Raw genomic sequence first — 25,245 nt, 5'->3', positions numbered from 1 at the left:
GGGAAGTTTCATGTCAACTGTACAAGTACCGAAATTAAATACGAAAGATCTTTTAACACTAGAAGAATTAACGAAAGAAGAAATTATTTCTTTAATTGAGTTCGCTATATATTTAAAAAAGAATAAGCAAGAGCCTTTATTACAAGGCAAAATATTAGGGCTTATTTTTGATAAGCATTCAACTCGTACTCGTGTATCTTTTGAAGCAGGAATGGTACAGCTCGGGGGACATGGTATGTTTTTAAGTGGGAAAGAGATGCAAATGGGAAGAGGAGAAAGCGTTTCAGATACTGCGAAAGTATTATCGCAGTATATTGATGGGATCATGATACGTACATTCTCACACGCGGATGTAGAAGAGCTTGCAAAAGAATCGAGTATTCCTGTTATTAACGGTTTAACGGATGATCACCATCCTTGTCAAGCATTGGCAGACCTTATGACGATATACGAAGAAACAAATACATTTAAAGGAATAAAATTGGCTTACGTAGGTGACGGAAATAATGTATGTCATTCATTGTTGCTAGCGAGTGCAAAAGTCGGAATGCATATGACTGTGGCAACGCCTGTAGGGTATGAACCGAATGAAGAGATTGTAAAAAAAGCGTTAGCAATTGCCAAGGAAACAGGAGCTGAAATTGAAGTTTTGCATGATCCTGAATTAGCGGTGAATGAAGCAGATTTCATTTATACTGACGTTTGGATGAGCATGGGGCAAGAGGGCGAAGAAGAGAAGTATACTTTATTTCAACCTTACCAAATCAATAACGAACTTGTTAAGCATGCGAAGCAAACATATCGTTTCTTACACTGTTTACCTGCCCATCGTGAAGAAGAAGTAACAGGAGAAATTATAGATGGACCGCAGTCTATCGTCTTTGAGCAAGCTGGTAATCGATTGCATGCTCAAAAAGCGTTATTAGTGAGTTTATTTAAAAATGTAGAAGAGCCTTCCTAAAAGGGAGGTTTTTTTATATTAAAATGTCGGATGTATATTTGGTTAACCATTTCGATATCATTTATAATAAAAGAGAAAACTAAATTTGTTTTTCAGAGTGTGTAAGGACATACTACATATAAAAATATAGTTAAAGAGATGATGAGGGTGAAAACAACTAAGAAAACATATTCGTTTTTCCAGCGGATGTGGAGAATATTAAAGTTTCAATATTATAAGTTGCTTCGATCGCCAGAAGGCGCAAAGAAAGTATCGTTAGGGTTTGCTATAGGATTCGGCTTAGAAATGTTAGTCATTTATACGGCATCGCTCGTATATGTAATATTTTATCCAATCGTCAGGTTAGCAAAGGGATCTTTTCCAGCGGCAGTTATTGGCAATATTATTGGGAAAATATCGTTTCTCCCAGTATTTTTATTTCCGCTTGCGTATGCGTTAGGAAAAATGATTTATCCATTTCATGTACAGAAAATTCATCATGAACCATTTACGATATCGGACTTGTTTTCAAGTCACATTTTTACGATATTAAAGAGCTTATTACAAAGTGAAGTGTATGTATTAATTGGAATGACGATTTTAGGAGTTGTGTTTGGTCTCATTTCATATTTCGTTGTGCATTATTTATACGAAAAGAACCGTAAGTTACGTTTGAAGAAAAGGAAGAAACGAGTGAGAGAACCACTTGTACAATTATAAACAATGTCACATTCATTTTCTCCTTTGAATATGTTTAAGAAAAAGGAGGAGAGGATAATGTATTATTATTACGTACCTCAAGTATATCCATATGTAAATTATTATCCGGTTTATGATACGAGTAGACAATACGAATTATATCGGCAACAACAATTACAGCAATTATCACAAATACCACAATTACCAACACAACAGCCTACACAGGAAAAAAAACCATATTTAACAACATGGCCATATTCCAATGTATACTATGGTAACTATTACGAATCATAAAGCTGCTTCTATTTAGAAGCAGCTTTATACGTTTGTTTTCAAAATTAAATTTTGAATGGTTTGAAGAGAATGAATGAGCTTTTCGCGCTCTTCCTCAGATAATGTTTGGAAATTTTCTTTTAGTTTGTCTAAAATGAATTGCTGATACTGATTTACTAATAATTTCCCTTCAGCTGTTAGGGAAATTAAAATGACCCGTCGATCTTTTTCGCTATAATGACGCTCTATTAGTTCTTCTTGAATAAGTTTGTTTAATAGAGGTGTCATGTTAGGCCGTGAAATCGCTAGCCGCTTGCCGATTTCGGAAACTGCTAATGTGCCGTTTTCATGCAAAAGCAGTAATACTTGTGTATGTGATGGCGGCATATGTCTTTGAGAAGAAAATTCTCCAGGAAGCATAAATTTGCGATAAAAAAGAGGCACTAGCGAAAGAAGATGATCAACAATACGTTCCCACTCGCGTGATTCCATATAAAGGCCCCCTTCCACTATCATTGTAACAAAAAAGACATGTTATAAAAATAGAATTGTTTCATGGTCGCTTTAATATTTGTAGGATAACACTTGCTTTGTAAATGTATTGGCAATAATTGCATAGCCGTTATCATTTGGGTGTACTTGGTCAAATAATAACTCTTTTTTATCATTCGATATTAATTTGCGAATTGGTAAAACGATAGATGGTTGATTTGCTTTGGAAATGGAATAAACAGATTCATTCCAGCCATCTAAAAACATATCTGCATAACTTGCGATGGAGTCATCGAGTTGTAACGGGTTATAGAGTTCTGAGAGAATGAGTAAAGCGTCCGGATTTTGATCTCGAACTGTCTTTACAATACTTTTTATATCCGCTTCAAAATGGGCTTTTTCTTTATTTAACATTTTTATACCATCTATAACACCAACATCACGATTTAAACGAAATAAATTATTTCCTCCAATATTAATTGTAATTATATTTGCTGCTCTAATTTTTTCCTTTACATCTTCTGATTGAACTTTTTTAGCGAGACGATCTGTTGTAAGACCGTTTACCCCAAGGTTTTCTACTGTAATTGGTTTATGAATTTGTGCTTCTATTTGCTTAGAAGCTAATTCAGCAAATCCACCTTGTGTCGATCCATATCCTTTAGCGAGTGAATCGCCTAATACAAGATGATAAAAAGATTCGTTTGTTTGCTTATCAATCCAATTTGGGGCAGATGTTTTTTCTGTTTTTTCTTCAGATTCATTTTGTTTTGTCTCGTCGTTCTTTTCAAAATAAGAATAAGAAATGATCAGAAGGAGGAGACAAACAATTGTTAAGATGACTTTTTTCATAAATTCATCCTCCTTGTAATTGGTAATTGTATCATATTCAGCAGTATTAGCAATGTAAGGGCATATTATATGTTTATGAGAAGTTTATAATAACTTTACAGAAAATTTGTTGAAGTTTGTCAAAAAATATTGACGATAGGAAAGAACTTTATATATGATAATGTCAGATAAGGTGAAACTTTAATGAGTGGGAGCTTTATTTCCTATTAATTGTTAGTCTTCATCAATCGGGCGTTTAAGGGGACTACTCGTTAGCGCAGGATGAAATGAAAATTGTGTCTCTAATAGAAGAAAAAAGGTATGTGGTTAGAGACAGATAGGGATTCATTTCATTATTTCTGGTAATTGTATAAGGGGGATTTTTTGTGAAAAAGTCAAAAAAAATGCTGGCTGGAGCAACTCTTGCGATTGGTGTTATAGCACCGCAAGTAATGCCAGCAACAGCTCATGCAGATGAGAACACTGGGGAGAGTACAGTTAACTTACGAATTCTAGAAACATCAGATATTCACGTTAACTTAATGAATTACGATTATTATCAAACGAAAACAGATAATAAAGTAGGTCTCGTACAAACGGCAACACTCGTTAATAAAGCACGTGAAGAAGTGAAGAACTCTGTCCTATTTGATGATGGGGATGCATTACAAGGGACACCGCTTGGAGATTATGTAGCAAATAAAATAAAAGATCAGAAGAATCGTGTGGATCCTAGTTATACACATCCATTATATCGTGTAATGAATTTAATGAAGTATGACGTCATCTCTCTTGGGAATCATGAATTTAACTACGGTTTAGATTATTTAAATAAAGTGATTGAAAAAACGGATTTCCCGGTTATTAACTCGAATGTCTATATAGATGACCATGATGGTAATGATGAGAATGACGAGCATTACTTTGATAAACCATATCATATTTTAGAGAAAGAAGTAGTGGATGAAGCAGGCCAAAAACAAATAGTGAAGATTGGTGTAATGGGATTTGTTCCACCACAAATTATGAATTGGGATAAAGCGAATTTAGAAGGAAAAGTAAAGGCAAAAGATATTGTGCAAACAGCGAAAAAATTAGTTCCGGAAATGAAGGCGCAAGGTGCGGATATTATAGTTGCACTAGCGCATTCAGGTGTTGATAAGAGTGGATACAACGAAGGAATGGAAAATTCATCGTTTTATTTAGCGACAGAAGTTCCTGGCGTAGATGCAGTATTAATGGGACATTCACATACTGAAGTGAAGGATGTATTTAATGGTGTTCCAGTTGTAATGCCTGGTGTCTTTGGAAGTAACTTAGGTATTATTGATATGCAATTGAAAAAGGTAAACGGAAAATGGGAAGTACAAAAAGACCAATCTAAGCCACAACTTCGCCCGATTGCTAATAGTAAAGGTACCCCATTAGTAGAATCTGATCAAAAATTAGTTAATGAAATTAAAGATGAGCATCAAGCGACAATCGACTATGTAAATACACCTGTAGGTAAAACGAAAGCACCAATTAATAGTTATTTTTCATTAGTACAAGATGATCCTTCCGTACAAATTGTGACAAATGCGCAAAAATGGTATGTAGAACAAGAACTTAAAAAACCAGAGTACGAAGAGATTAAAGATATTCCGGTTTTATCTGCAGGCGCACCATTTAAAGCAGGTGGCCGAAACGGTGCTACATATTATACGGATATTCCAGCTGGAACGTTAGCAATTAAAAACGTTGCAGATTTATACGTGTATCCAAATACGTTATATGCTGTAAAAGTAAATGGGGCACAAGTGAAAGAATGGCTTGAAATGTCTGCAGGTCAGTTTAATACAATTGATCCAAAGAAAACAGAAGAACAGCCATTAGTAAATATAGGCTATCCTACATATAACTTCGATATTTTAGATGGCTTAAAATACGAAATTGATGTAACACAACCGGCGAAATACGATAAAGATGGAAAAGTTGTAAATGCAAATACGAATCGTATTGTAAATATGACATATGAAGGTAAGCCAGTAGCTGATGATCAAGAGTTCATCGTCGCTACAAATAACTATCGTGGAAGTAGTCAAACGTTCCCAGGTGTAAGTAAAGGGGAGGTTGTATACCAATCACAAGATGAAACACGTCAAATCATTGTGAAGTATATGCAAAAAATAAAAAATATTGATCCAGCAGCTGATCAAAATTGGACGTTTAAACCGATTGTTGCAGATAAATTACATACAACATTTGATTCTTCACCAAATGCACAAAAGTATATAAAGAAAGATGGGAACATATCATATGTTGGACCATCTGAAAATGAATTTGCTAAATATGCAATTGATATAACGAAGAAAAATGATGATAAAGAAACTGGTGAAGGAAATCCAACGACACCGCCAACAGGTGGGGGAGAAAATCCAACAACACCGCCAACAGGTAATGGAGAAAACCCAACACCACCAACAGAAGAAGGTAATAATGGTAATGAACCAAAACAAGATGGAAACAATACTGGATCTGGACAAACTACAACAGATGATCAAAATACAAAAGAAACAACAACAACTGTAAGTGAAAATAAAGAAGCTGAAAAAGATGAACGTGATTTACCGAAAACAGGTGCAAGTATTGCTTCTACAATTGGAGCGGGTCTTGCGTTTGTTGGAGCGGGATTACTTATGTTATTTAGAAGAAAGAAAGCGAATAGATAGTCGAGAAATATAAAAAGGATTACCGATTTGGTAATCCTTTTTATTATATTATGAAACTGGTACTGCTTTTTCTTTTTTCCATGAAAGGCCGAATCCAGTAAAGCCGACGATAATGGTTACGACTGGACATGCTAAACAGAAGATTGCGTATGGCAGGTAATCGAATGTTGGAACGCTAAGAACGTTTGTTAAGAATACGCCACTTACACCCCATGGTACGAGTGGATTAATTACTGTACCAGCATCTTCTAATACTCGTGATAAATTACGACGTTCTAAACCGACTTCATCGTATTTATTAGCAAATGCTTGTCCTGTTAAAACGATGGATAAGTACTGCTCACCGAGTAAGAAGTTTACACCAATTGCAGTTGAAGCAGTAGAAATAATTAAGCGTGTACTAGTTTTTACGAAGCTAGAGATAATATTCATCAGCTGCGCTATAATACCCATTCCTTGTAATAATCCTCCCATACAAAGAGCTAGGAAAATAAGAGCAATTGACATCATCATACTTTGCAGGCCACCGCGAGATAATAAGCTATCAATATCTTTGATACCAGTTTTAGAAACGTAACCGTCTTGCATAATTTTTATTAAATCAGCTAAAGAAGTGCTAGGTTTAAAAATAAAGAGAATAATAATCCCTACCACAATTCCTGCAAGTAATGTTGGAACTGCGGGTACCTTTTTAAATGCGAATAGGAACAGTAATAAAATAGGAATCAGTGTAACGATAGAAATCGTTGCATTTTTTTCTAATGTGTTAATAAATGCTGAGAAATCAACGTTTCCACCAGATCCGCTTCCTAAAATGAAAAATGCGATAAAAGCAATAATGAAAGCTGGCACTGTTGTCCAAAGCATGTTACGAATATGTTCAAATAAATCTACACCCGTTACAGCAGGCGCTAAGTTTGTTGTATCAGATAAAGGAGACATTTTATCTCCGAAGAATGCCCCAGAGATAATTGCACCAGCAATAAGAGCTGGATCGTATCCAAGGGCAGTACCCATTCCCATAAAGGCAAGTCCTACAGTTGCAGCAGTTGTAAAAGCACTACCGATACTCGTTCCAACAATTGCACAAACAACAAAAACAGTTGGAACGAAAATTTTTGGAGATACAAGTTGGAAGCCGTATACCATTAAAGTTGGAATAGTTCCAGCTGCGATCCAAATGCTAATTAATACGCCTACAAGTAAGAAAATAAATATAGATGGAATACCAGCTGAAATACTACTTATCATTCCTTTTTCCATAGTAGACCAATCAATTTTTTTCATAAATCCAAACGCTAATAAAAGAACGATGCCAAATAAAATCGGGATGTGTGGTGAAACTTCTAATTTGATAACACTAAAGCCAATGCAGAAAAAGATAAAAATTGTTAAAAGAACAGACTCAATTTTTGAAACCATTGTTTTCCCCTCCTAAGTAATATGAAATAGCTCTTTTTTATATAAAATTCGCCAATATTGTATATTTCCTTCTAAAATTTAGAATTTTGTGACAAATTACCGGTAATTGTTTGTTCTTCTATATGATACGGAAATGATTGGATAAAAAAACGTCCCTGCATATAATTATGCAGGGACGAAGAAATCGCGGTACCACCCTAGCTTGTGAAATGAATGTATCACAAAATAAAGGGTCATATGATATGCGCTTATAAAATAAAAAACGCCCCTGCAATATATGCAGGGACGAAAAATTCGCGGTACCACCCTAAATTGTGAAACAGTGTCGTTTCACCACTCTTTAGACATAACGGTCTATAACCGTCTTTCACTACTCCTCACGTTTCGTAAAAGAAGCTCCAGGGGGTAATTCATAATTCGCTCTGTACTGGTTCGCACCGACCACCAGCTCTCTGAAATCAGAAATCGAAATACTACTAAATCCTATCAACGCCGATTCATATGATGTTAGTTAAATTTTTATCATATTTTCATCTTACATGTCAATAAAAATATTAAATGTTTTTTTAGGGAAATAAAGGATAATTGTTTTTAATGCTGTAAAAATGTACGTTATAATGAATTTGAAAGGGGGAGGAAAGAGTGAAGAAAAAAATAATTCTTTTTACCACTTTATTAGTTATTGGAGGAAGTGCTGGAATTTACACAGCTTTTGCGGCTGAATCAGAGCAGCTGAAACAAAAGCAAATACAACAGTCAGAAGTGAAGAAAGTAAAAGAAATAGAAGAGAAGAAATCAATGGAAAAAGCAGCAGAGAAACTAGGAGTTTCTACAGAGGGAAAAACAAAAGAAGAGGTTACGAAAGAAGTAAATACCGCTAGGTTTGAGAAGCGTCATGATTTATTAATTGAGCACGCTAAGCAACTTGGAATTGATACAGAGGGGAAAAAAGATGAAGAAATTATTTTAGAAATTGGAAAGATACAGCATGGAAAGTAGAACAACTTATCGTATGATAAGTTGTTCTTTTTTAAGAACTATTTGATTTTAAAATAATTGACAGTCATTCAGATTTAATGTTAACTATATTTATAAACGAGTTAACATTAGGGGTGACAATTGTGACAATAAATAGTAAAACGATTGAAAAATCATCTTATACATATGAAGAATTAGCAGAGAAAAATAAAGCTTACGTATGGCACCCATTTACACAAATGAAAGATTATTTAGAAGAAGATCCTGTCATTATTGAACGTGGAGAGGGAAGAAAGCTATACGATGTAAATGGTAATGAATATTGGGATGGTGTTTCATCTATATGGTTAAATGTTCACGGACATCAAGTACCGGAATTAGATGAAGCAATTCGTGAGCAATTAAATAAAATTGCTCATTCTACTATGTTAGGACTTGCTAACGTTCCATCTATTTTATTAGCAGAAAAAATTATTGAGGTTGTACCAGATGGATTGAAGAAGGTATTCTATTCTGATTCAGGTTCTACCGCTGTTGAAATTGCAATTAAGATGGCTTTCCAATATTGGCAGCATAAAGGGAAACGAAAGAAACAAAGATTCGTTACATTAAAAGAAGCATATCACGGTGATACAATTGGAGCTGTTTCGGTAGGAGCAATAGACTTGTTTCACCAAGTGTATAGTTCGCTCTTATTTGATGCGATTAAAATGCCGTATCCATATACATATCGTTCTCCTTACGGAAATAATAAGGAGGAAATTGTAAAAAGCCATTTAGAAGAAATGGAAGAATTGTTGAAAGAAAAGCATGAAGAAGTAGCTGCCATCATTGTAGAGCCATTAATGCAAGGTGCTGGCGGGATGATTACAATGCCAAAAGGATATTTAAAAGGACTGCGCGATTTATGTACTAAGTACAATGTATTATTTATTACAGATGAGGTAGCGACTGGATTTGGGCGTACAGGGAAAATGTTTGCGTGTGAACATGAAAATGTGACGCCAGACATTTTAACTGCTGGGAAAGGTTTAACAGGTGGATATTTACCAATTGCAGTTACGGTAACGACAGATGAAATATATAATGCCTTTTTAGGAGAATATGAAGAACAAAAAACATTTTTCCATGGACATAGCTACACAGGCAATCCGTTAGGGTGTGCCGTAGCAATCGCAAATCTAGAACTATATGAAAAAACAAATTTAATAGAAGAAGTGGCACGTAAAACGGATTATGTGGCAGCGCAATTAGAAAAGCTCTTTGCGTATAAACATGTAGGTGATATTCGTCAGTGCGGATTAATGGTTGGTATTGAGCTTGTGAAGAATAAGGAAACGAAAGAAGCGTTTGACTGGACAGAAAGAGTCGGTGTTCAAGTATGTAAACGCGCAAGAGAGCTGGGTATGATTTTACGACCGCTAGGTAACACGATTGTATTTATGCCACCACTTGCTTCTACTTTTGAAGAGATTGATGATATGTTACGCATTTTATATAAGGCAATCTCGGATGTTACGGAGGGAGAATAATGAGTGGTTTTTTCATAACAGCAACTGATACTGAAGTTGGAAAAACAGTAGTTGCAGGTGCTATAGCAGGTGTATTTAGACAATTAGGATATAACGTAGGGGTGTATAAACCGTTGCAAAGTGGGCATGTTGCATCAAACCCTGAGGGAGATGCGGCAAGGTTAAAAGCATTATCAGGTGTGCCGACACAAGAAAATGAAATTTGCCCTTATTCTATTGAAGAACCACTTGCTCCGAGACTTGCCATGAAAAGAGCTGGAAGAGTAGTAAAGTTAAAAGAAATTACTGATTACTATAATGAACTATTAAAAGAGTTTAATAGCTTATTTGTAGAAGGAGCAGGTGGGCTTGCTGTCCCATATACAGAAGATGCTTTAGTAATTGATTTTGCAAAAGAATTACAGTTGCCTCTTATTGTAGTAGCTCGTCCTATATTAGGAACAGTAAATCATACAGTGTTAACGATTGCTTACGCAAAGGCGCATGGCTTAACCGTAGCGGGTGTCATTTTATCAGGTTGCAAAGAATGTGAAATGGAAAGAGTGCAAGAAAATAAAGAGATGATTGAAGAGCTGAGCGGGGTACCAGTTTTAGGATTATTACCATTCTTTGAAGGTGAGTTTACGAAAGAAGAAGTCTTAGAATCTGCAAAAGAACATATTATGATTTCAAAATTAGAGGAGTTTATCCAAAATGAATCAAACGTGGCGGGCGCACCTTCAATGTAAATTACAACAATTACATGAGCAAGGGCAGTATCGTGATTTGCATGTAACAGAGAAGGCAGAAGAGACTTGGCTTATTCGAGATAAAAAAAGGATGTTAAATTTAGCGTCAAATAATTATTTAGGGTTAGCTGGAGATGAAAGGTTAAAAGAAGCTGCTATTGCCTGTACAAAAAGATATGGAACTGGAGCGACTGCCTCTCGTCTCGTTGTAGGAAATCATCCATTATATGAAGAGGTTGAGAGAAGCATATGTGACTGGAAAGGTACTGAAAGAGCTTTAATTGTAAATAGTGGGTATACGGCAAATATAGGTGCCATATCTTCTTTGGCCTCTCGGCACGATATTGTTTTTAGTGATAAGTTAAATCACGCAAGTATTGTTGATGGAATCATATTAAGCGGGGCAGAGCATAAAAGGTATCGTCATAATGATTTGGATCATTTAGAGAAGCTGTTGAAAATGGCTTCGCCTGAAAACAGAAAATTAATCGTAACAGATACCGTTTTTAGTATGGATGGTGATACTGCGTATTTGAGAGATTTAGTACAGCTGAAAGAGAAGTACGGGGCAATCATTATAGTCGATGAAGCACATGCGAGTGGAATATATGGAATCGGCGGAGCTGGGTTATCTCATATAGAAAAAAATCTTGCTCAAAAAATTGATATACATATGGGGACGTTTAGCAAGGCTTTAGGGTGTTATGGTGCGTATTTGACAGGTGATGAAATTTATATAGAGTATTTACAAAATATGATGAGAAGCTTTATTTTTACTACAGCTTTACCACCAAGTACGTTAGGAGCAGTGCAAAAAGCAATTGAAATTGTAAAAGAAGATAACGAAAGAAGAGAGAACCTTATAGCAAACGGAGAATACTTCAGAACTAAATTAAGGGATGCTGGTTTTGATATTGGGAATAGTTCAACTCATATTGTACCGATTGTAGTCGGTTCAAATGAACATGCTTTACGATTTAGTAAAAGGTTGCAAGAGGCAGGGATTGCGGCCATTGCAATTCGTCCGCCAACTGTGCCGGTTCATAGTTCTCGAATTCGCTTTGCAGTTACATCGCAACATACAATAGCTGATTTAAAATGGGCTATTGACCGAATTATTCACATTGCGAAAGAAGAGGAGATTTTCGTATGAACGAGCTAAAGATTATTTTTATCCCCGGATGGGGAATGGAAGAGAATATTTGGGATTTAGTACTTCCGTATTTTAAAGGATATCCTGTTCAATGCGTAGATTGGCGTAATGTGAAAGAACGAAGTGAATTTGCGGAACGAATTATAGATGTAGCGCATAACGACAACGTAATTTTAGTTGGATGGTCACTAGGAGCGTTAGCAGCAGTTGAAGCTTATAAAAAGATTCAGGCAAAAGGCATCGTATTAATTGGTGGGACTGCTAAATTTACAAATACGAGCGACTATAGTAATGGATGGAATGCTTTGCATGTAGAACGGCTGAAAAGGAATTTGGCGAGAAGGAAAGAAGATACGCTCAAGCGGTTTTATGAAAATATGTTTACGAAAGATGAGCTAAAAGGGAATAAAAACTTTGAAGACATTGTAGACCGTTTTAAAGGTGATTCTATTCAGTCTTTACAACTAGGTTTGGATTATTTAATAGAAACAGATATGAGAGAAGAACTAAAAGAAATTAAAGTACCTATACTACTTATTCACGGAGAACAGGATGTAATATGCCCATTGTCTGTGGCACGTAGTATGACGGAGAATAGCAGCAGCGAGCTGAAAGTAGTAAGTGAAGCAGGGCATGCATTATGTGTAACGGATTTTGAATATTGTGCAAATGAGATAATTCAATTTGTAGAGGGGATACGACATGATCAACAAAACGTTACTACAAAAACGGTTTAATGGGGCAGCCGTATCTTACGATCGATATGCAAATGTACAAAAAAAGATGGCACATTCATTACTTTCAATCTTAAAGGAACGATATAGTGAAACGGCATCAATACGTATTTTAGAACTGGGATGCGGGACGGGGTATGTAACAGAACAATTATCAAAGTTATTTCCGAAAGCACATATTACAGCAGTTGATTTTGCTGAAAGTATGATTGCGATTGCGCAAACTAGACAAAATGTAAAAAATGTAACGTTTCACTGTGAAGATATTGAGCAATTACGATTAGAAGAATCATATGATGTCATTATTTCAAATGCTACATTTCAATGGTTAAATAATTTACAACAAGTGTTAAGAAATTTATTTCAACATTTGTCTATAGATGGGATATTACTCTTTTCAACGTTTGGACATGAAACATTTCAAGAATTGCATGCTTCGTTCCAACGTGCGAAAGAAGAAAGAAATATAAAAAATGAAATATCGATTGGTCAACGTTTTTATTCAAAAGATCAGTTGCTTCATATATGTAAGATAGAAACAGGGGATGTGCATGTTTCTGAAACATGTTACATAGAGAGTTTTACAGAAGTTAAGGAGTTTCTGCATTCTATTCGAAAAGTAGGAGCAACTAATAGCAATGAAGGATCATATTGTCAAAGTCCCTCACTCTTTCGTGCGATGCTACGCATATACGAAAGAGACTTCACGGGAAATGAAGGGATAATGGCAACGTATCATGCTTTATTTATACATATAACAAAAGAGGGGAAGAGATGAAATGAAACAAGTGCAAACAAAAAGGGATTGGAAAAAACTTGCATACGACGTAGTGGAAGAGAAGATGATTACGAAAGAAGATGCAATAGCGATATTAGAAGCTGATGATACAGAAGTTTTAGAAATTATGAATGCAGCTTACATTATTCGCCATCATCACTTTGGTAAGAAAGTAAAATTGAATATGATTATTAATACGAAATCTGGATTATGTCCTGAAGATTGTGGATATTGCTCACAGTCTATTATTTCAGAAGCACCGATTGATAAATATGCATGGTTAACGCAGGAGAAGATTGTAGAAGGGGCACATGAAGCAATACGCCGTAAAGCAGGTACATATTGTATTGTAGCGTCTGGTCGTCGTCCGACGGATAAAGAGGTAAATCACGTAATTGGAGCAGTTAAGGAAATTCGTGAAACGACAGACTTGAAGATTTGTTGTTGTTTAGGTTTCTTAAATGAAGATCAAGCAGGACGTTTAGCGGAAGCAGGCGTGCACCGTTATAATCACAACTTAAATACACATGCAAATAATTACGATAGTATTTGTTCAACTCATACGTATGATGATCGTGTTGATACAGTTCAAAAAGCAAAACAAGCTGGTATTTCACCATGCTCTGGAGCGATTTTTGGCATGGGAGAAACAATTGAAGAGCGTGCTGAAATTGCATTTGAATTACAACGTATAGATGCAGATTCTATCCCTTGTAATTTCCTTGTTGCTGTAAAGGGGACACCTCTTGAAGGGCAAAAAGAGTTAACGCCAGTAGAATGTTTAAAAGTACTTGCAATGATGCGTTTTGTAAACCCAACAAAAGAAATTCGTATTTCAGGAGGACGTGAAATCAATTTACGTTCTGTACAGCCAATCGGTTTATTTGCAGCAAATTCTATTTTTGTCGGGGACTACTTAACGACAGCTGGACAAGAGCCGACTGCGGACTGGGGTATGATTGCAGATTTAGGATTTGAGATTGAAGAATGTGCATTATAAGATAGATGAAAAAGCAAACTTGTAAAAGAGTTTGCTTTTTTGTAAATAAAATGTAATAAATAGTTGTGAACGCTTGATACTATTGGTTTTTGAACGAAAAAAAGAATTTTTGTGGACGAATTTTCCAAGCCCTAGTTGTACATAGTAAATATGTAATTTATATTGGGTTGGAGGATTTTACATGTACAAATACATATTAGCGATTATGACTTGTTTAATTTTAATAAAAGCAATAAGTTCTGATCCAGTTAAGGCTACCGAAAATCCTGAACAAAAAGAGATGCAACAAAGAATCGAACAACACTTTCGAACGAAAGCTGAACATTTTGGATTGAAAACGGAAGGAAAAGATTTAAAGGAAGTTAGAAAAGAAATTACTATTATAGAAGAAGCGAAAAAAAGAGAGAATGTATGGAGAACAGCACAAGCTCTTCATATAAAAACAGAAGGAAAAACGATGAATGAATTAATAAAAGATGTACAAAAAAAGGTGAAAAAATAAAAAGAGGCCGCAGCCTCTTTTTTTATGCCCATTGTTTTGATAAGTGAGCCATTTCAATTGCAGCAACAGCTGATTCATATCCTTTATTACCAGCTTTCGTACCTGCGCGTTCAATCGCTTGTTCAATTGTTTCTGTCGTTAATACGCCGAAAATAACTGGGATGTCCATTTGTAGTGATAAAGACGCAACACCTTTTGCTACCTCATTACAAACGTAATCGTAGTGAGTTGTAGCACCTCGGATTACAGTACCTAATGTAATAACAGCATCATACTTTCCGCTACTAGCCATCTTTTTAGCGATTAAAGGAATTTCAAATGCACCAGGAACCCAAGCAACATCAATATCACTTTCTTCTACACCGTGACGCTTTAATCCGTCTAAAGCTCCGCCAAGTAACTTACTTGTAATAAATTCGTTAAAACGTCCAACAACAACTCCAACTTTTAATCCTGTACCAACTAAATGACCTTCGAATACCATAATAAATCTCTCCTTTAATTATAAGTTTAGTAAGTGTCCTAATTTATTTACTTTCGTTTGTAAATACGATTTATTCTCTTCTTTTGCCGGCATTTGCAACGGTACACGCTCGACTACTTCTAAATCGTAACCTTGTAAGCCAGCAATTTTTCTTGGGTTATTCGTTAATAATCGTAAGCTTTGTAAACCTAAATCTTTTAATATTTGAGCACCGATACCGTAATCACGAAGATCAGCAGGGAAGCCGAGTTTTTCATTTGCTTCTACAGTATCGAATCCTTCTTCTTGTAATTTATAAGCGCGAAGCTTATTAAGAAGCCCAATGCCTCTTCCTTCTTGTCTCATATAAAGAAGAACACCTTTTCCTTCACGCTCAATTTGAGCAAGTGCTGCATGGAGTTGTGGTCCGCAATCGCAGCGATGTGAACCGAATACATCTCCTGTTAAGCATTCAGAATGAACACGTACAAGTACCGGTTCACCTGTTGAAATATCACCTTTTACAAGTGCGATATGTTCTTTCGTATCTAATGAGTTAGAATAGCCAATTGCGTGGAAAGTACCGAAATCTGTAGGTAATGTAATTTCCACTTCTCTCGTCACAAGTGTTTCATGATGGCGGCGATAAGCAATTAAATCTTCTATTGTAATCATTTTTATATCAAATTGTTTTGCACATTCTATTAAATCAGGTACACGTGCCATCGTGCCGTCCTCATTTATAATTTCGCAAATAACTCCAGCTGGTTCGGCACCGCATAGCTTTGCTAAATCAACAGCAGCTTCTGTATGACCTGCACGACGCAGGACACCGCCTTCTTTCGCAATTAATGGAAAGATATGTCCAGGTCGATTGAAATCAGCGCCTTTTGATGCGGGGTTTAACAATTCTTGTATCGTAGTTGCACGTTCGTGAGCGCTAATCCCTGTTGTTGTAGAAACATGGTCAATGCTCACTGTAAACGCAGTATGATGTGAATCTGTATTATGAGATACCATTGGTTCTAATTGTAGACGTTCTGCGTACCCTGCTGTAATCGGTACACAAACGAGACCACGGCCATGTGTAATCATAAAATTAATTGTTTCTGGTGTAATGTACTCTGCTAAAGCAATAAAATCGCCTTCATTTTCTCGGTTTTCATCATCACATACGATAACGACTTTACCTTGTTTTAAATCTTCTAGAGCTTCTTCAATACGATGAAACATTGTGCTTCCCCCTTATAGAAATCCGTTTTCTTGTAAAAAGCTTTCGGTCATTGAACCTACTCGTTTTGCAGGTTTAGTAATAAAGCGTTCGATATATTTACCAATCATGTCACACTCAATGTTTACGATATCTCCGGCATTTTTTTCCCCAATGACAGATTCGCTTACTGTGTGCGAGATGAGTGAAATCGTTATGGAAGATTCGTCTATAGCAAATATCGTTAAACTCGTTCCATCAACAGCAATGGACCCTTTCTGCAAACAATAGCGCAGCAGTTCATCAGAAATTGCTATTTTGTAATAGACGGCATTGTAATGTTGTTTTTTATTTAAAATCGTTCCGGTGCCATCAATATGTCCTGAAACGAAATGTCCACCGAATCGTCCGTTTGCAGCCATTGCTCGTTCTAAATTTACTTTAGAGTGCGGTTTAAGTATACGAAGTGATGTCGACTGCATCGTTTCGGGCATTGCATCAACTGTAAATGAAGTAGTTGTAAAGTTTGTTACAGTTAAGCAAATACCGTTAACCGCGATACTATCACCTAAGTGAACATCTGATAAAATTTTCTTTGCATGAATCGTTAATTTCATCGCTTCTCCGCTTTGTTGCATGTTTGCTATCGTTCCTAATTCTTCTACAATTCCTGTAAACATTTCGTCACCTCGTTTCGGGCATTCGCAACGATTTTTATATCATCACCAATTTGTTTCATCTCTTGAATTTTCAAGGAAAGCGCATCTTGTAATTTTGAAAAACCATTTCCTCCAAATAAAGTAGGAGCATCTTTCCCACCAATTAATTTCGGACTTATATAGGTTACAATTTCATTAAAATTGTTTGTTTTTAAGAAACTTGCATGAATCGATTGGCCACCTTCAACGAATAGAGAAAGAATTTGTTTCTCTCCAAGAAAGGAAAGAAGGTCCTCGATTTCTATATACTTCGTTTCCATTTGGAATATAGCTATATTTTTAGATTCATAAGAAGATATCTTCTCTTTCTTTACATCCTTACCGACAATAATCCATGTCGGTGCTAAACCATCTGTTATAACATGAGAAGATGGTGGCGTTCGTAAATGGGTATCTAAAATAACGCGAATAGGATGTTTCCCACCATTTGGAATTCTTGTTGTTAAATGAGGATTATCAGCTATAACTGTATTCACTCCAACAAGAATTGCATCATGTGTATGGCGATATTGGTGAACATCAGCACGTGCTTCTTCACCTGTAATCCACTTACTTTCACCAGTTACAGTTGCTGTTTTTCCATCTAAGCTCATTGCGGTTTTGATTGTTACAAAAGGGCGTTTCGTTTTCATGTAGTGAAAAAAGTAGCGATTTAATAAAACTGCTTCTGCTTCAAGAACACCGGTAGTTACTTCAATTCTAGCTTCCTCTAATCTTCTTTTTCCGTTACCAGAAACGAGCGGATTACAATCGAGAGTAGCAATTACAACACGCTTAACTCCTCTTTCGATGAGCAATTCACAGCAAGGTGGTGTTTTTCCAAAGTGGCTACACGGTTCCAGTGTTACATAAACGGTAGCGTCTTTGGCGTTCTGACCAGCCATTTGAAGGGCATGAACTTCTGCGTGTTCTTCACCAGCTCGTAAATGAGCGCCCATACCAACGATGTTTCCATCTTTTACAACAACAGCACCAACCATAGGATTTGGACTTGTTTGTCCTGATGTTCCTTCTGCTAACTGCAGGGCAATCCTCATATATTCTTGATCTGTCATTTTCTTCACCTCTCCAAAAAAAATCAAAAAACCCCAAGGATTTAATATCCTTGGGGTTTGGGAGACGTGATTTCTAGAAATATAGTTTGAATACGAAAGCATAGGAAAGAAACCTAACGATAATTGATATTTCTGCATAAGGAAAAAACCTAGCAAAATATCGAATTTTTAAACGCTAGTTGTCTCTTTTTATTTCAGTATAAAAAATAAGTATAGAAAATTAAACATATATAAAGAATCAAAATGAATCTTTAAAAATATGCATACTGAAATAAAAGTGTATTCACTATATAAAAAACTAGAAACATATCCTTCTCCCATCCAGACTATACTGTCGGCCCTAGAGTTTCACTAGATCCACCGTTTTCGAGTTGAAAACGGGTCACGGACTTAGAAGTTTTCACTTCATCACCGCCGGTTGGGAATTTCACCCGACCCCGAAGGATGCTGTTTGCTCAAATTATAGCACAAAAAAAATAAAAGGCTAGTAAAAAATATTCGAATGTGAAGAATTGTGTGAAAATATATGCAGGCTGGAATGGAAATAAAAGTATTAGAAATGTTGTAAAGAGAAGGGATATAACGGAGTTGCTAAAAAGAAAAAACATGCACAAAAAAATGTGCATGTCACATGTAAAATTATTCTGCCTCTGGTGCTCTAACAACAGACTCGAATTTACCTTTATGCGAAGCGTCGCAATAAGGCATATTTTTTGATAAACCACAACGGCATAAAGAAAATGCCGGTTTTGCTGGGAATGCATTCCCTTGTGAGTCGACTAATTCCACGTCCCCTGTAACGCGAAAAGAGCCATTATCATTTACTTTAATTTGTACTTTTGCCAACGTTATCCCTCCTTCCCAAACGCTTAATTTCATCATATAATCAAGGGAAGTGCTTGGCAATATAAAGTGAAACTTTAATTAGTGGGGGAGGCATCCCCCACTAATTATTAGTTGAACCAATCGGGCTTTTAGGGGCAGTTAATCTCCTACCTAACTTCTTTGTTTCAGCCGAATTTTGAGGTGGGAGTTTTACTGCCCGCAAATAGCGGAGAAAAAAGAGCACTTTGTTTGAGAAAGAAGAGAGTGTTATAATAGTTTTCATAACTGACTAGAGTAAGGTGACGAGAGATGGATAAACAATTACATACATTACGAAACATTGCAAATGAGCGCACGTGGGCATCATTTTTGAATGATAATCATCCATATAGTTTGTTACATTGGTCCATTGCAGGTGTAGGGCAAGAGGCAAAGGATGTTTGGTTACTGCAAGATGAAGTAACATTTCAAACGACAGAATTCCCAACGTTAGATGATGCAATGCAATGGATTTCTGAAAATATGGAACAAGTTACAGACGTTTTAGCGCAATAAAAAACAGGCTTATGCAAGCCTGTTTTTTGTTTCTTTCACATATGTGTTTAAAAATTGATCGACGGCTGCTTCGTACTCTTCTTTATTTTCGTTATAAGAGCAAGCGTGTGCACCGTGTTCTGCAATATAAAGCTGCTTATTATTTTCTTTCGCTTCATATAACGCTTTTGTCATATCAGCTAAAATATAGTCGTCATCTTTACTATGAATAAAGAGAACGGGATTGTTAATGTTTTTTATACAGTCGATTGGTGAAACTTCACGAATTGTATAACCGTCACGAACTTTCAAAAATGCGTTTGCTAAAGGTAATAAAGGCCATTTTGGTAAATGGAATTCAACCTTTAAACGGTGCTGTAATTGTCCGTGAAAATCAGAGAAAGGACAATCTGCAATATAGAAATCAGCACCATCTTCTACAAGTCCTGCGTATTGAAGAAGTGTTGCAGCTCCCATAGATTCACCATGAATACCAAGTGTAATATTGGTGCCAAAACGGTTTTTTAGCCAGTCAACTACGGATTTTAAATCATGTTTTTCATAGTATCCATAGCTTGTTGTTTTTCCGCCAGTTTTACCATGACGACGATGATCGTAAATGAGGACGTTATATCCTCTTTTTAAGAATAAGTTTGCATATTTTACAGAGTTTATTTTATTTACAGTTACACCGTGGCAAAAAACCATAAACTTATTGGTGGAATGACCAGCAGGAATGTAATATCCGTGAAGGTCGTATCCAAATTGTGAAGGGATATGAATTTCTTCTTTATGAAGAGCATCAAAATCCTCTATACGAAAATGTTTTTTCGTTTCTCTTTCGAGTACTTCTTCCTCTGTTTTTTTCTTTAAGTACATCACTTTATTTGTAAAGAAAATCCCAAGGGCAGTTATTGCACCTAGTATAGTAAACAATGCTGCAAAAAAACGTTTCATACTTTACCTCATCCTCCAAATACCGTTACATGTGATACACTTATATTGTATCACAATGATATAAAAGGGGAGAAATAGGAAATGCTGCATATACAAAAAATTACGCCAGCGATGAAAGAAACAATCCGAATGTTCATGTGTGAGAACTGGGGAAGTTCATTGATGGTTTCACGTGGTAAGGGACATCAGTTAGAAGAGTTGCCAGGATTTGTTGCGCTCTCAGATGACAGAATAATCGGAATTATAACGTATGAAGTGACCAGAAATATGTGCGAAATTGTATCGCTAGATAGCTTTGAAGAAAGAAAAGGAATAGGGACGAAACTTGTGGATTGTGTATTACAAGTTGCAGAAGAAGAACGGTGCAGACAGGTTTGGCTTATTACAACTAATGATAATATGAATGCGTTACGATTTTACCAAAAACGTAATTTTGTAATGACTAATTTATATGTGAATGCGGTAGAGGAGGCACGAAAAATAAAGAAAGAAATTCCACGTATTGGATATGATAATATCCCAATTTTACATGAAATTCAGTTGGAGTATCGTTTAGTGAAATGATGTAACAATTTTCAGAAATATGAGTTATTAATCTTGACGGATAGTTTAATTTAGGTTACCGTAAAATTGTAATCTATTACCATATTAAGGGGTGACGATGTGGCAACTATACGTGATGTTGCAAAATTGGCAGGTGTTTCAGTCGCAACCGTTTCACGAGTTATTAATGAAAAAGGATACGTTCATGAGGACACAGTAAAACAAGTAAAGGAAGCAATTGAAGAATTACGTTATAGGCCAAACAGTGCAGCGAAGCCACTATTTAAAGAGGATTCAACGATAATTGCATTACTTGTAGATAATTTATGTAACCAATCAAACATCACTTTGCTACATTGTATTGAGGAAATAGCATATAAAGAAGGTTATCAAATCATTATTTGTAATATAGAGAATAAAGATAGATACATACATATGCTGAAGCAAAATAACATTGCAGGTGTTATTTTGACAAGAGCAGTTTTTAAAAGTGTAGGAAAAATTCCATTTCCGTTTGTTGTGATCGATGAGCAACAATCACATGGAAATTATTATGAAAGTGGACAGAGAGCTGTTTCTTTATTAAAAGAGAAAGGGTGTCACTTTCTTGCATATTTCGGTGAGGGAGAAGAAAGTGAAGAAATGGAAGATCATATAGCAGGGTTTTTAGACGCTGTTTGGGATGAAGGAATCTCTTATCGAGAAGAATGTGTACAAGGGTATACAAATAAACAATTTATTACATTATTGCAAAACAATCCGTATGTAGATGGAATTGTAGCCTCAAGTGATCAGATTGCTATTGAGTTAATTCGGTCAGCGAGATTTCTAAATATACATATACCAGATAAATTAAAAATTGTTGGACCGAATGGGAGTATAGAGTGTGAATGGATAGGTTCATCACTACCGACAATTGAAAACTATGTCAGAGATAATGGAAAAGTAGCTTTTCAACAATTAAAAGGAAAAATAAAAAAGTAAAAGGTGCGTTTTATACGCACCTTTTTATAATGTAATTGCGGCAATAAAGCCAAATATAAGTAACGGTATATTGTAATGTAGAAAAGTGGGTACACATGTATCCCATATATGATGGTGCTGACCATCAGCATTTAAACCGGATGTTGGTCCAAGGGTACTATCCGATGCTGGAGATCCTGCGTCACCTAGTGCTCCGGCTGTACCGATAATTGCAATTGTGGCCATTGGACTAAATCCAAGCTGAATGCAAAGAGGTACAAAAATGGTTGTTAAGATAGGGATGGTTGAAAAGGATGAACCAATTCCCATCGTAACGAGAAGTCCAATAACGAGCATAAGAAATGCAGCGAGTGGTTTGTTATTTCCGATTATATGTGCACTCGTTTGCACCAGAGATTCAACATGTCCTGTTTTTCGAAGAACAGCGCCGAATCCAGCGGCAGCAATCATAACAAAGCCAATGAAGGACATCATACGCATTCCGCTTGTTAATATCGCATCTGCTTCTTTAAGTGGTAGACTGCCACTAACTGATAAGACGATAATACCTGCTAAAGCACCGAAAATCATTGATTCGGTTGTTAATTGAACAGTTAATGTAGCAATAATAGATAATAACCCGAAAGTAATGCTACGTTTTGTATAGGGAACGATTTCATTTTCGGTAGTATGAATTTGTTCTGTTTCATACGTACGAGGTTTTCGGTACGTAATGAATACCGCTACACATAATCCAATAATCATACCGATTGCTGGAATAGTCATTGCTTTTGGAATAAGTGCGACATCAAATGTAAGACCGCTTTGCGCAGCGTTGGTTTGCAATACGTCATGATAAATTTTTCCGAACCCTGCAGGGATCCACATATAAGGAGTAATCAATCCAAATGTAATAATACATGTGACAAGTCTGCGATCCACTTTCAGCTCAGTTAATACTTTTAAAAGTGCTGGAATTAAGATGGGGATGAAAGCAATGTGAACAGGAATCACATTTTGTGAGAAACAAGCCATCATTAAAATAATGAATAAAATAAGTACCTTAGAATAAACTTGTTTTTTCGTGTCTTGTTCATTGCCAATCCATTTTAATGCAGTTTGAATCATAGCATCTGGAAGTCCTGTTTTGGAAAGGGAAATAGCGAAACCACCAAGCATTGCATAACTTAAAGCGATTGGAGCACTGTTTCCAAGACCAGTTGTAAAAGTGTTAATCGTTTCTGAAATACCGAGTCCGCCGATAAGTCCGCCTGTTAAAGCTCCAACAATGATGGCGACAATGACCTGGACACGTAACAAACTAAGCAATAGCATAATTGCTACTGCGACGAGTACAGCGTTCATAATAAATGTAATCTCCCTAAATTTTTATTCTGTTAAGACAAGTACATATGAAACATTTTGCTATGTTTATACATACTTGCGACATATTATTATAAAATGTTTTCTATGAAATGTAAAAGAGCCTTTTGTGACTAATGCTGAAAAGCTAGCTCTTGTTTAATTGATTGCAAAGAATTGGCGAATAATTCTGGTTCTTCTAGATCAGGAGAATGTGCTGAGTTTGGGAACCAAATCATCTTTTTTATAGGCGCTTCAATAATATCGCAATATTCCTGAACGAGTGCATAAGGAGTTTGATAATCATAGCGACCAGAACAAAAATAAACTGGAATAGATAAACTTGAGATAGAAGAAAAGAAATCGATTGTCAGCATTTCTTCCCATAAAACGCCAGATTTTAAATTTCCTGCGAGAAACTTGAACCAATCTAATAGCGTGTACTCAGGAGAAAAGAAACCTTTTCGTATGAAAGAAAAGGAAGATCCATTTTGGATTGCGCCTCCGAATGTGCCAAGCCACTTTCTTTGAATAATGAGACGTCTCGTATCTAAAAATGGTGGCTTTCCTAATTTTAAAAGGGAAGCTAATGCTTTTTTATGATTATGTTTTTTTGCAGAACGAATTAAATGTTGATATAGCAATTCTTCATTTTGTTTCATATGTACAATTTGCCCAATACCGATGTAAGCCTCAATATACTTTGGATATTGATGTGCTATGTTAAGCCCAATAATACTTCCCCAAGAATGACCAGCGAGAAATAGTTTTTGTTTGTTGAACCTTTTAAGTACATATTGAATTACTTCTTTTGCATCGGAAACGAATTGTTCGATTGTGAAATTTGCTCCGAAATCTTTCAGTGAAAAGGATTTACCAGCCCCGCGCTGATCCCAATTAATAACAATAAATTGCTTCTCTAATTCTTTTTGAAAATGGCGAATAAATCCGATTTGTGCCATCCCAGGTCCGCCGTGACAGCATAATAAAATAGGTTGCTCTACGTTTTGTCCACGCATAAGGAGAGTTTGTTTTCGATTATTAATCATAACGCTTTCTATCGTAGCGATACTGTTAGGAATGAGTTGTTTGTTTTCATTATAGAACTGAGGGGTGTAGCTACGAAAAAGCATATTGAAAACCTCCTTTTGTGAAATCGTATGAATCGCACAGGCTATTCATTTTGCATATACTGTTAGAAAATCATTGTAACATACCATACTAGTGTCATTTCAACACGGGAGGAGGGAAATTGTGACGATTGGAGAAATTATAGATGGTTTAAATAGACGTGAACCCATCGCTATTATAGCAAAACGTCTTGAAATAAGCCCGTATACATTATCGAAGAAATTAAGATTGATTGGATACGAATATGATGGAGAGCAGAAGAAACGTATTTTTGTAGGAGATGGAGAAGAACCACGTCACTTACAACTCCAAGAAGCGACCGCCCTTCAATATGAGAAAACAGATTATCAATTGTTAATTTATGAGCAATTACAAAGCATTTATGAATTATTAAGAAAAAGAGAAGAAGTAATTGTACCAATTATGAGTAAAAGTACAGAGAAGAAGAGACGAACCTTTTCTATTAATACAGAAATATTATCACAATTGGACCTTATATCAGAATCGAAAGGAATTCAAAAATCTAAACTTGTAGAAGAGGCGTTGCACCAATTTTTACAGCAATATGAAGTTGACAAAACATCACATTTTGATAACTAAAGAAAAGGATACTATGTTCATTGGAAGAACGAGTATCCTTTTTATGATGTATATTACGTATAAAATAGAGGATCAGTATAAATCCTTTATGGCGTGAAAAATGAAATTTA

27 protein-coding genes, 1 riboswitch and 1 other annotated feature are annotated in these 25,245 nt (G+C 35.9%); of the genes, 16 read left to right on the top strand and 11 right to left on the bottom strand.

The genetic code is table 11. The annotated features are described in order from the left end of the window. The first annotated feature begins 10 nt into the window (after window positions 1-10). From argF to D1166_RS18495, 3 genes are all read left to right on the top strand, one after another. The gene (gene argF, locus D1166_RS18505) at window positions 11-961 is read left to right on the top strand and encodes an ornithine carbamoyltransferase (protein ID WP_000108852.1); all 951 of its coding nucleotides are present in this window, start codon (window positions 11-13) and stop codon (window positions 959-961) included. Window positions 962-1,099: 138 nt separating this feature from the next. Next, window positions 1,100-1,660 (top strand): DUF2062 domain-containing protein, encoded by a 561-nt coding sequence (locus D1166_RS18500; protein WP_002005691.1) that lies wholly within the window; start codon window positions 1,100-1,102, stop codon window positions 1,658-1,660. Between the two features lie 57 nt (window positions 1,661-1,717). Then, window positions 1,718-1,933: a hypothetical protein gene (locus tag D1166_RS18495; RefSeq protein ID WP_000291957.1), complete on the top strand. Its 216-nt coding sequence runs from the start codon at window positions 1,718-1,720 to the stop codon at window positions 1,931-1,933. A 24-nt stretch (window positions 1,934-1,957) separates the two neighbouring features. On the opposite strand, the gene D1166_RS18490 is transcribed toward D1166_RS18495, so the two are convergent. Both D1166_RS18490 and D1166_RS18485 read right to left on the bottom strand, forming a co-directional pair. Next, window positions 1,958-2,404 (bottom strand): MarR family winged helix-turn-helix transcriptional regulator, encoded by a 447-nt coding sequence (locus tag D1166_RS18490; protein WP_000445819.1) that lies wholly within the window; start codon window positions 2,402-2,404, stop codon window positions 1,958-1,960. Window positions 2,405-2,476: 72 nt separating this feature from the next. Next, a complete protein-coding gene (locus D1166_RS18485; RefSeq protein ID WP_000755850.1) occupies window positions 2,477-3,256 on the bottom strand; it encodes a GDSL-type esterase/lipase family protein in 780 nt (259 codons plus the stop codon). Window positions 3,257-3,621: 365 nt separating this feature from the next. Here D1166_RS18485 and cpdB point away from each other — a divergent pair, with 365 nt between their 5' ends. After that, on the top strand, window positions 3,622-5,946 hold the full coding sequence (gene cpdB / locus D1166_RS18480) for a bifunctional 2',3'-cyclic-nucleotide 2'-phosphodiesterase/3'-nucleotidase (protein WP_061654452.1): 2,325 nt from the start codon (window positions 3,622-3,624) through the stop codon (window positions 5,944-5,946). 48 nt (window positions 5,947-5,994) lie between these two features. Here cpdB and nhaC read toward each other — a convergent pair whose 3' ends face one another. Beyond that, window positions 5,995-7,368 (bottom strand): Na+/H+ antiporter NhaC, encoded by a 1,374-nt coding sequence (gene nhaC / locus D1166_RS18475; protein ID WP_000253716.1) that lies wholly within the window; start codon window positions 7,366-7,368, stop codon window positions 5,995-5,997. A gap of 278 nt (window positions 7,369-7,646) precedes the next feature. Next, window positions 7,647-7,867, bottom strand: a binding site (T-box leader). A 143-nt stretch (window positions 7,868-8,010) separates the two neighbouring features. Between nhaC and D1166_RS18470 the strand changes: the two genes are divergently transcribed. The 8 genes from D1166_RS18470 (at window position 8,011) to D1166_RS18435 (ending at window position 14,773) form a co-directional block, all read left to right on the top strand. Continuing rightward, window positions 8,011-8,367 carry a hypothetical protein gene (locus D1166_RS18470; protein ID WP_000726902.1) on the top strand — a complete coding sequence of 119 codons (357 nt, stop codon included), beginning with the start codon at window positions 8,011-8,013 and terminating at the stop codon, window positions 8,365-8,367. 77 nt (window positions 8,368-8,444) lie between these two features. Next, on the top strand, window positions 8,445-9,878 hold the full coding sequence (bioA, locus tag D1166_RS18465; RefSeq protein WP_002062238.1) for an adenosylmethionine--8-amino-7-oxononanoate transaminase: 1,434 nt from the start codon (window positions 8,445-8,447) through the stop codon (window positions 9,876-9,878). Beyond that, window positions 9,878-10,606 (top strand): dethiobiotin synthase, encoded by a 729-nt coding sequence (gene bioD / locus D1166_RS18460; protein ID WP_000012482.1) that lies wholly within the window; start codon window positions 9,878-9,880, stop codon window positions 10,604-10,606. The genes bioA and bioD overlap by 1 nt, the downstream gene beginning before the upstream one ends. After that, window positions 10,572-11,759 carry an 8-amino-7-oxononanoate synthase gene (bioF, locus tag D1166_RS18455; RefSeq protein ID WP_001077287.1) on the top strand — a complete coding sequence of 396 codons (1,188 nt, stop codon included), beginning with the start codon at window positions 10,572-10,574 and terminating at the stop codon, window positions 11,757-11,759. The genes bioD and bioF overlap by 35 nt, the downstream gene beginning before the upstream one ends. Next, the gene (locus tag D1166_RS18450) at window positions 11,756-12,496 is read left to right on the top strand and encodes an alpha/beta fold hydrolase (protein WP_001004165.1); all 741 of its coding nucleotides are present in this window, start codon (window positions 11,756-11,758) and stop codon (window positions 12,494-12,496) included. The genes bioF and D1166_RS18450 overlap by 4 nt, the downstream gene beginning before the upstream one ends. Next, window positions 12,462-13,271 carry a malonyl-ACP O-methyltransferase BioC gene (gene bioC / locus D1166_RS18445; protein WP_000608906.1) on the top strand — a complete coding sequence of 270 codons (810 nt, stop codon included), beginning with the start codon at window positions 12,462-12,464 and terminating at the stop codon, window positions 13,269-13,271. The genes D1166_RS18450 and bioC overlap by 35 nt, the downstream gene beginning before the upstream one ends. Before the next feature lies 1 nt (window position 13,272). After that, the gene (gene bioB / locus D1166_RS18440; RefSeq protein WP_000815856.1) at window positions 13,273-14,271 is read left to right on the top strand and encodes a biotin synthase; all 999 of its coding nucleotides are present in this window, start codon (window positions 13,273-13,275) and stop codon (window positions 14,269-14,271) included. 181 nt (window positions 14,272-14,452) lie between these two features. Beyond that, window positions 14,453-14,773, top strand: coding sequence for a hypothetical protein (locus D1166_RS18435; RefSeq protein WP_000280033.1), 321 nt, complete (start codon window positions 14,453-14,455; stop codon window positions 14,771-14,773). A 22-nt stretch (window positions 14,774-14,795) separates the two neighbouring features. On the opposite strand, the gene ribH is transcribed toward D1166_RS18435, so the two are convergent. The 5 genes from ribH to D1166_RS18410 form a co-directional block, all read right to left on the bottom strand. Then, window positions 14,796-15,257 (bottom strand): 6,7-dimethyl-8-ribityllumazine synthase, encoded by a 462-nt coding sequence (gene ribH, locus D1166_RS18430; protein ID WP_000230899.1) that lies wholly within the window; start codon window positions 15,255-15,257, stop codon window positions 14,796-14,798. Between the two features lie 18 nt (window positions 15,258-15,275). Continuing rightward, window positions 15,276-16,469 (bottom strand): bifunctional 3,4-dihydroxy-2-butanone 4-phosphate synthase/GTP cyclohydrolase II, encoded by a 1,194-nt coding sequence (gene ribBA, locus D1166_RS18425; RefSeq protein WP_000468983.1) that lies wholly within the window; start codon window positions 16,467-16,469, stop codon window positions 15,276-15,278. 12 nt (window positions 16,470-16,481) lie between these two features. After that, on the bottom strand, window positions 16,482-17,126 hold the full coding sequence (gene ribE / locus D1166_RS18420) for a riboflavin synthase (RefSeq protein ID WP_118043370.1): 645 nt from the start codon (window positions 17,124-17,126) through the stop codon (window positions 16,482-16,484). Further along, complete coding sequence (gene ribD, locus D1166_RS18415) at window positions 17,108-18,220, bottom strand: bifunctional diaminohydroxyphosphoribosylaminopyrimidine deaminase/5-amino-6-(5-phosphoribosylamino)uracil reductase RibD (RefSeq protein WP_061654448.1); 1,113 nt, start codon at window positions 18,218-18,220, stop codon at window positions 17,108-17,110. The genes ribE and ribD overlap by 19 nt, the downstream gene beginning before the upstream one ends. 305 nt (window positions 18,221-18,525) lie before the next feature. Then, window positions 18,526-18,669: riboswitch (FMN riboswitch) on the bottom strand. Window positions 18,670-18,859: 190 nt separating this feature from the next. Further along, entirely contained in the window at window positions 18,860-19,066 is a 207-nt protein-coding gene (locus D1166_RS18410; RefSeq protein WP_001151579.1) for a CDGSH iron-sulfur domain-containing protein, read from the bottom strand. A 288-nt stretch (window positions 19,067-19,354) separates the two neighbouring features. Here D1166_RS18410 and D1166_RS18400 point away from each other — a divergent pair, with 288 nt between their 5' ends. Next, the gene (locus D1166_RS18400) at window positions 19,355-19,600 is read left to right on the top strand and encodes a DUF2552 family protein (protein WP_000360793.1); all 246 of its coding nucleotides are present in this window, start codon (window positions 19,355-19,357) and stop codon (window positions 19,598-19,600) included. A gap of 9 nt (window positions 19,601-19,609) precedes the next feature. On the opposite strand, the gene D1166_RS18395 is transcribed toward D1166_RS18400, so the two are convergent. Then, complete coding sequence (locus tag D1166_RS18395) at window positions 19,610-20,536, bottom strand: alpha/beta hydrolase (protein ID WP_000819234.1); 927 nt, start codon at window positions 20,534-20,536, stop codon at window positions 19,610-19,612. 81 nt (window positions 20,537-20,617) lie between these two features. On the opposite strand from D1166_RS18395, the gene D1166_RS18390 reads away from it, so the two are divergent. Together D1166_RS18390 and D1166_RS18385 are read left to right on the top strand one after the other, a co-directional pair. Next, window positions 20,618-21,100, top strand: a complete 483-nt coding sequence (locus D1166_RS18390; protein WP_000902438.1) for a GNAT family N-acetyltransferase — start codon at window positions 20,618-20,620, stop codon at window positions 21,098-21,100. Between the two features lie 99 nt (window positions 21,101-21,199). Next, a complete protein-coding gene (locus D1166_RS18385; RefSeq protein ID WP_048567765.1) occupies window positions 21,200-22,063 on the top strand; it encodes a LacI family DNA-binding transcriptional regulator in 864 nt (287 codons plus the stop codon). A 24-nt stretch (window positions 22,064-22,087) separates the two neighbouring features. Here D1166_RS18385 and D1166_RS18380 read toward each other — a convergent pair whose 3' ends face one another. Beyond that, complete coding sequence (locus D1166_RS18380; RefSeq protein ID WP_000994819.1) at window positions 22,088-23,407, bottom strand: Na+/H+ antiporter family protein; 1,320 nt, start codon at window positions 23,405-23,407, stop codon at window positions 22,088-22,090. A 131-nt stretch (window positions 23,408-23,538) separates the two neighbouring features. Continuing rightward, entirely contained in the window at window positions 23,539-24,537 is a 999-nt protein-coding gene (locus D1166_RS18375) for an alpha/beta fold hydrolase (RefSeq protein WP_000898967.1), read from the bottom strand. Window positions 24,538-24,658: 121 nt separating this feature from the next. Between D1166_RS18375 and D1166_RS18370 the strand changes: the two genes are divergently transcribed. Then, entirely contained in the window at window positions 24,659-25,135 is a 477-nt protein-coding gene (locus D1166_RS18370; protein WP_000151926.1) for a ribbon-helix-helix domain-containing protein, read from the top strand. The last annotated feature ends 110 nt before the right edge of the window (window positions 25,136-25,245 follow it).

Source organism: Bacillus sp. ISO11 (genome assembly GCF_003458115.1).
GTDB lineage: Bacteria > Bacillota > Bacilli > Bacillales > Bacillaceae_G > Bacillus_A > Bacillus_A cereus.
The sequence above is the reverse complement of the archived record's forward strand: the minus strand, read 5'-3'. Positions and strand labels throughout refer to the sequence as shown.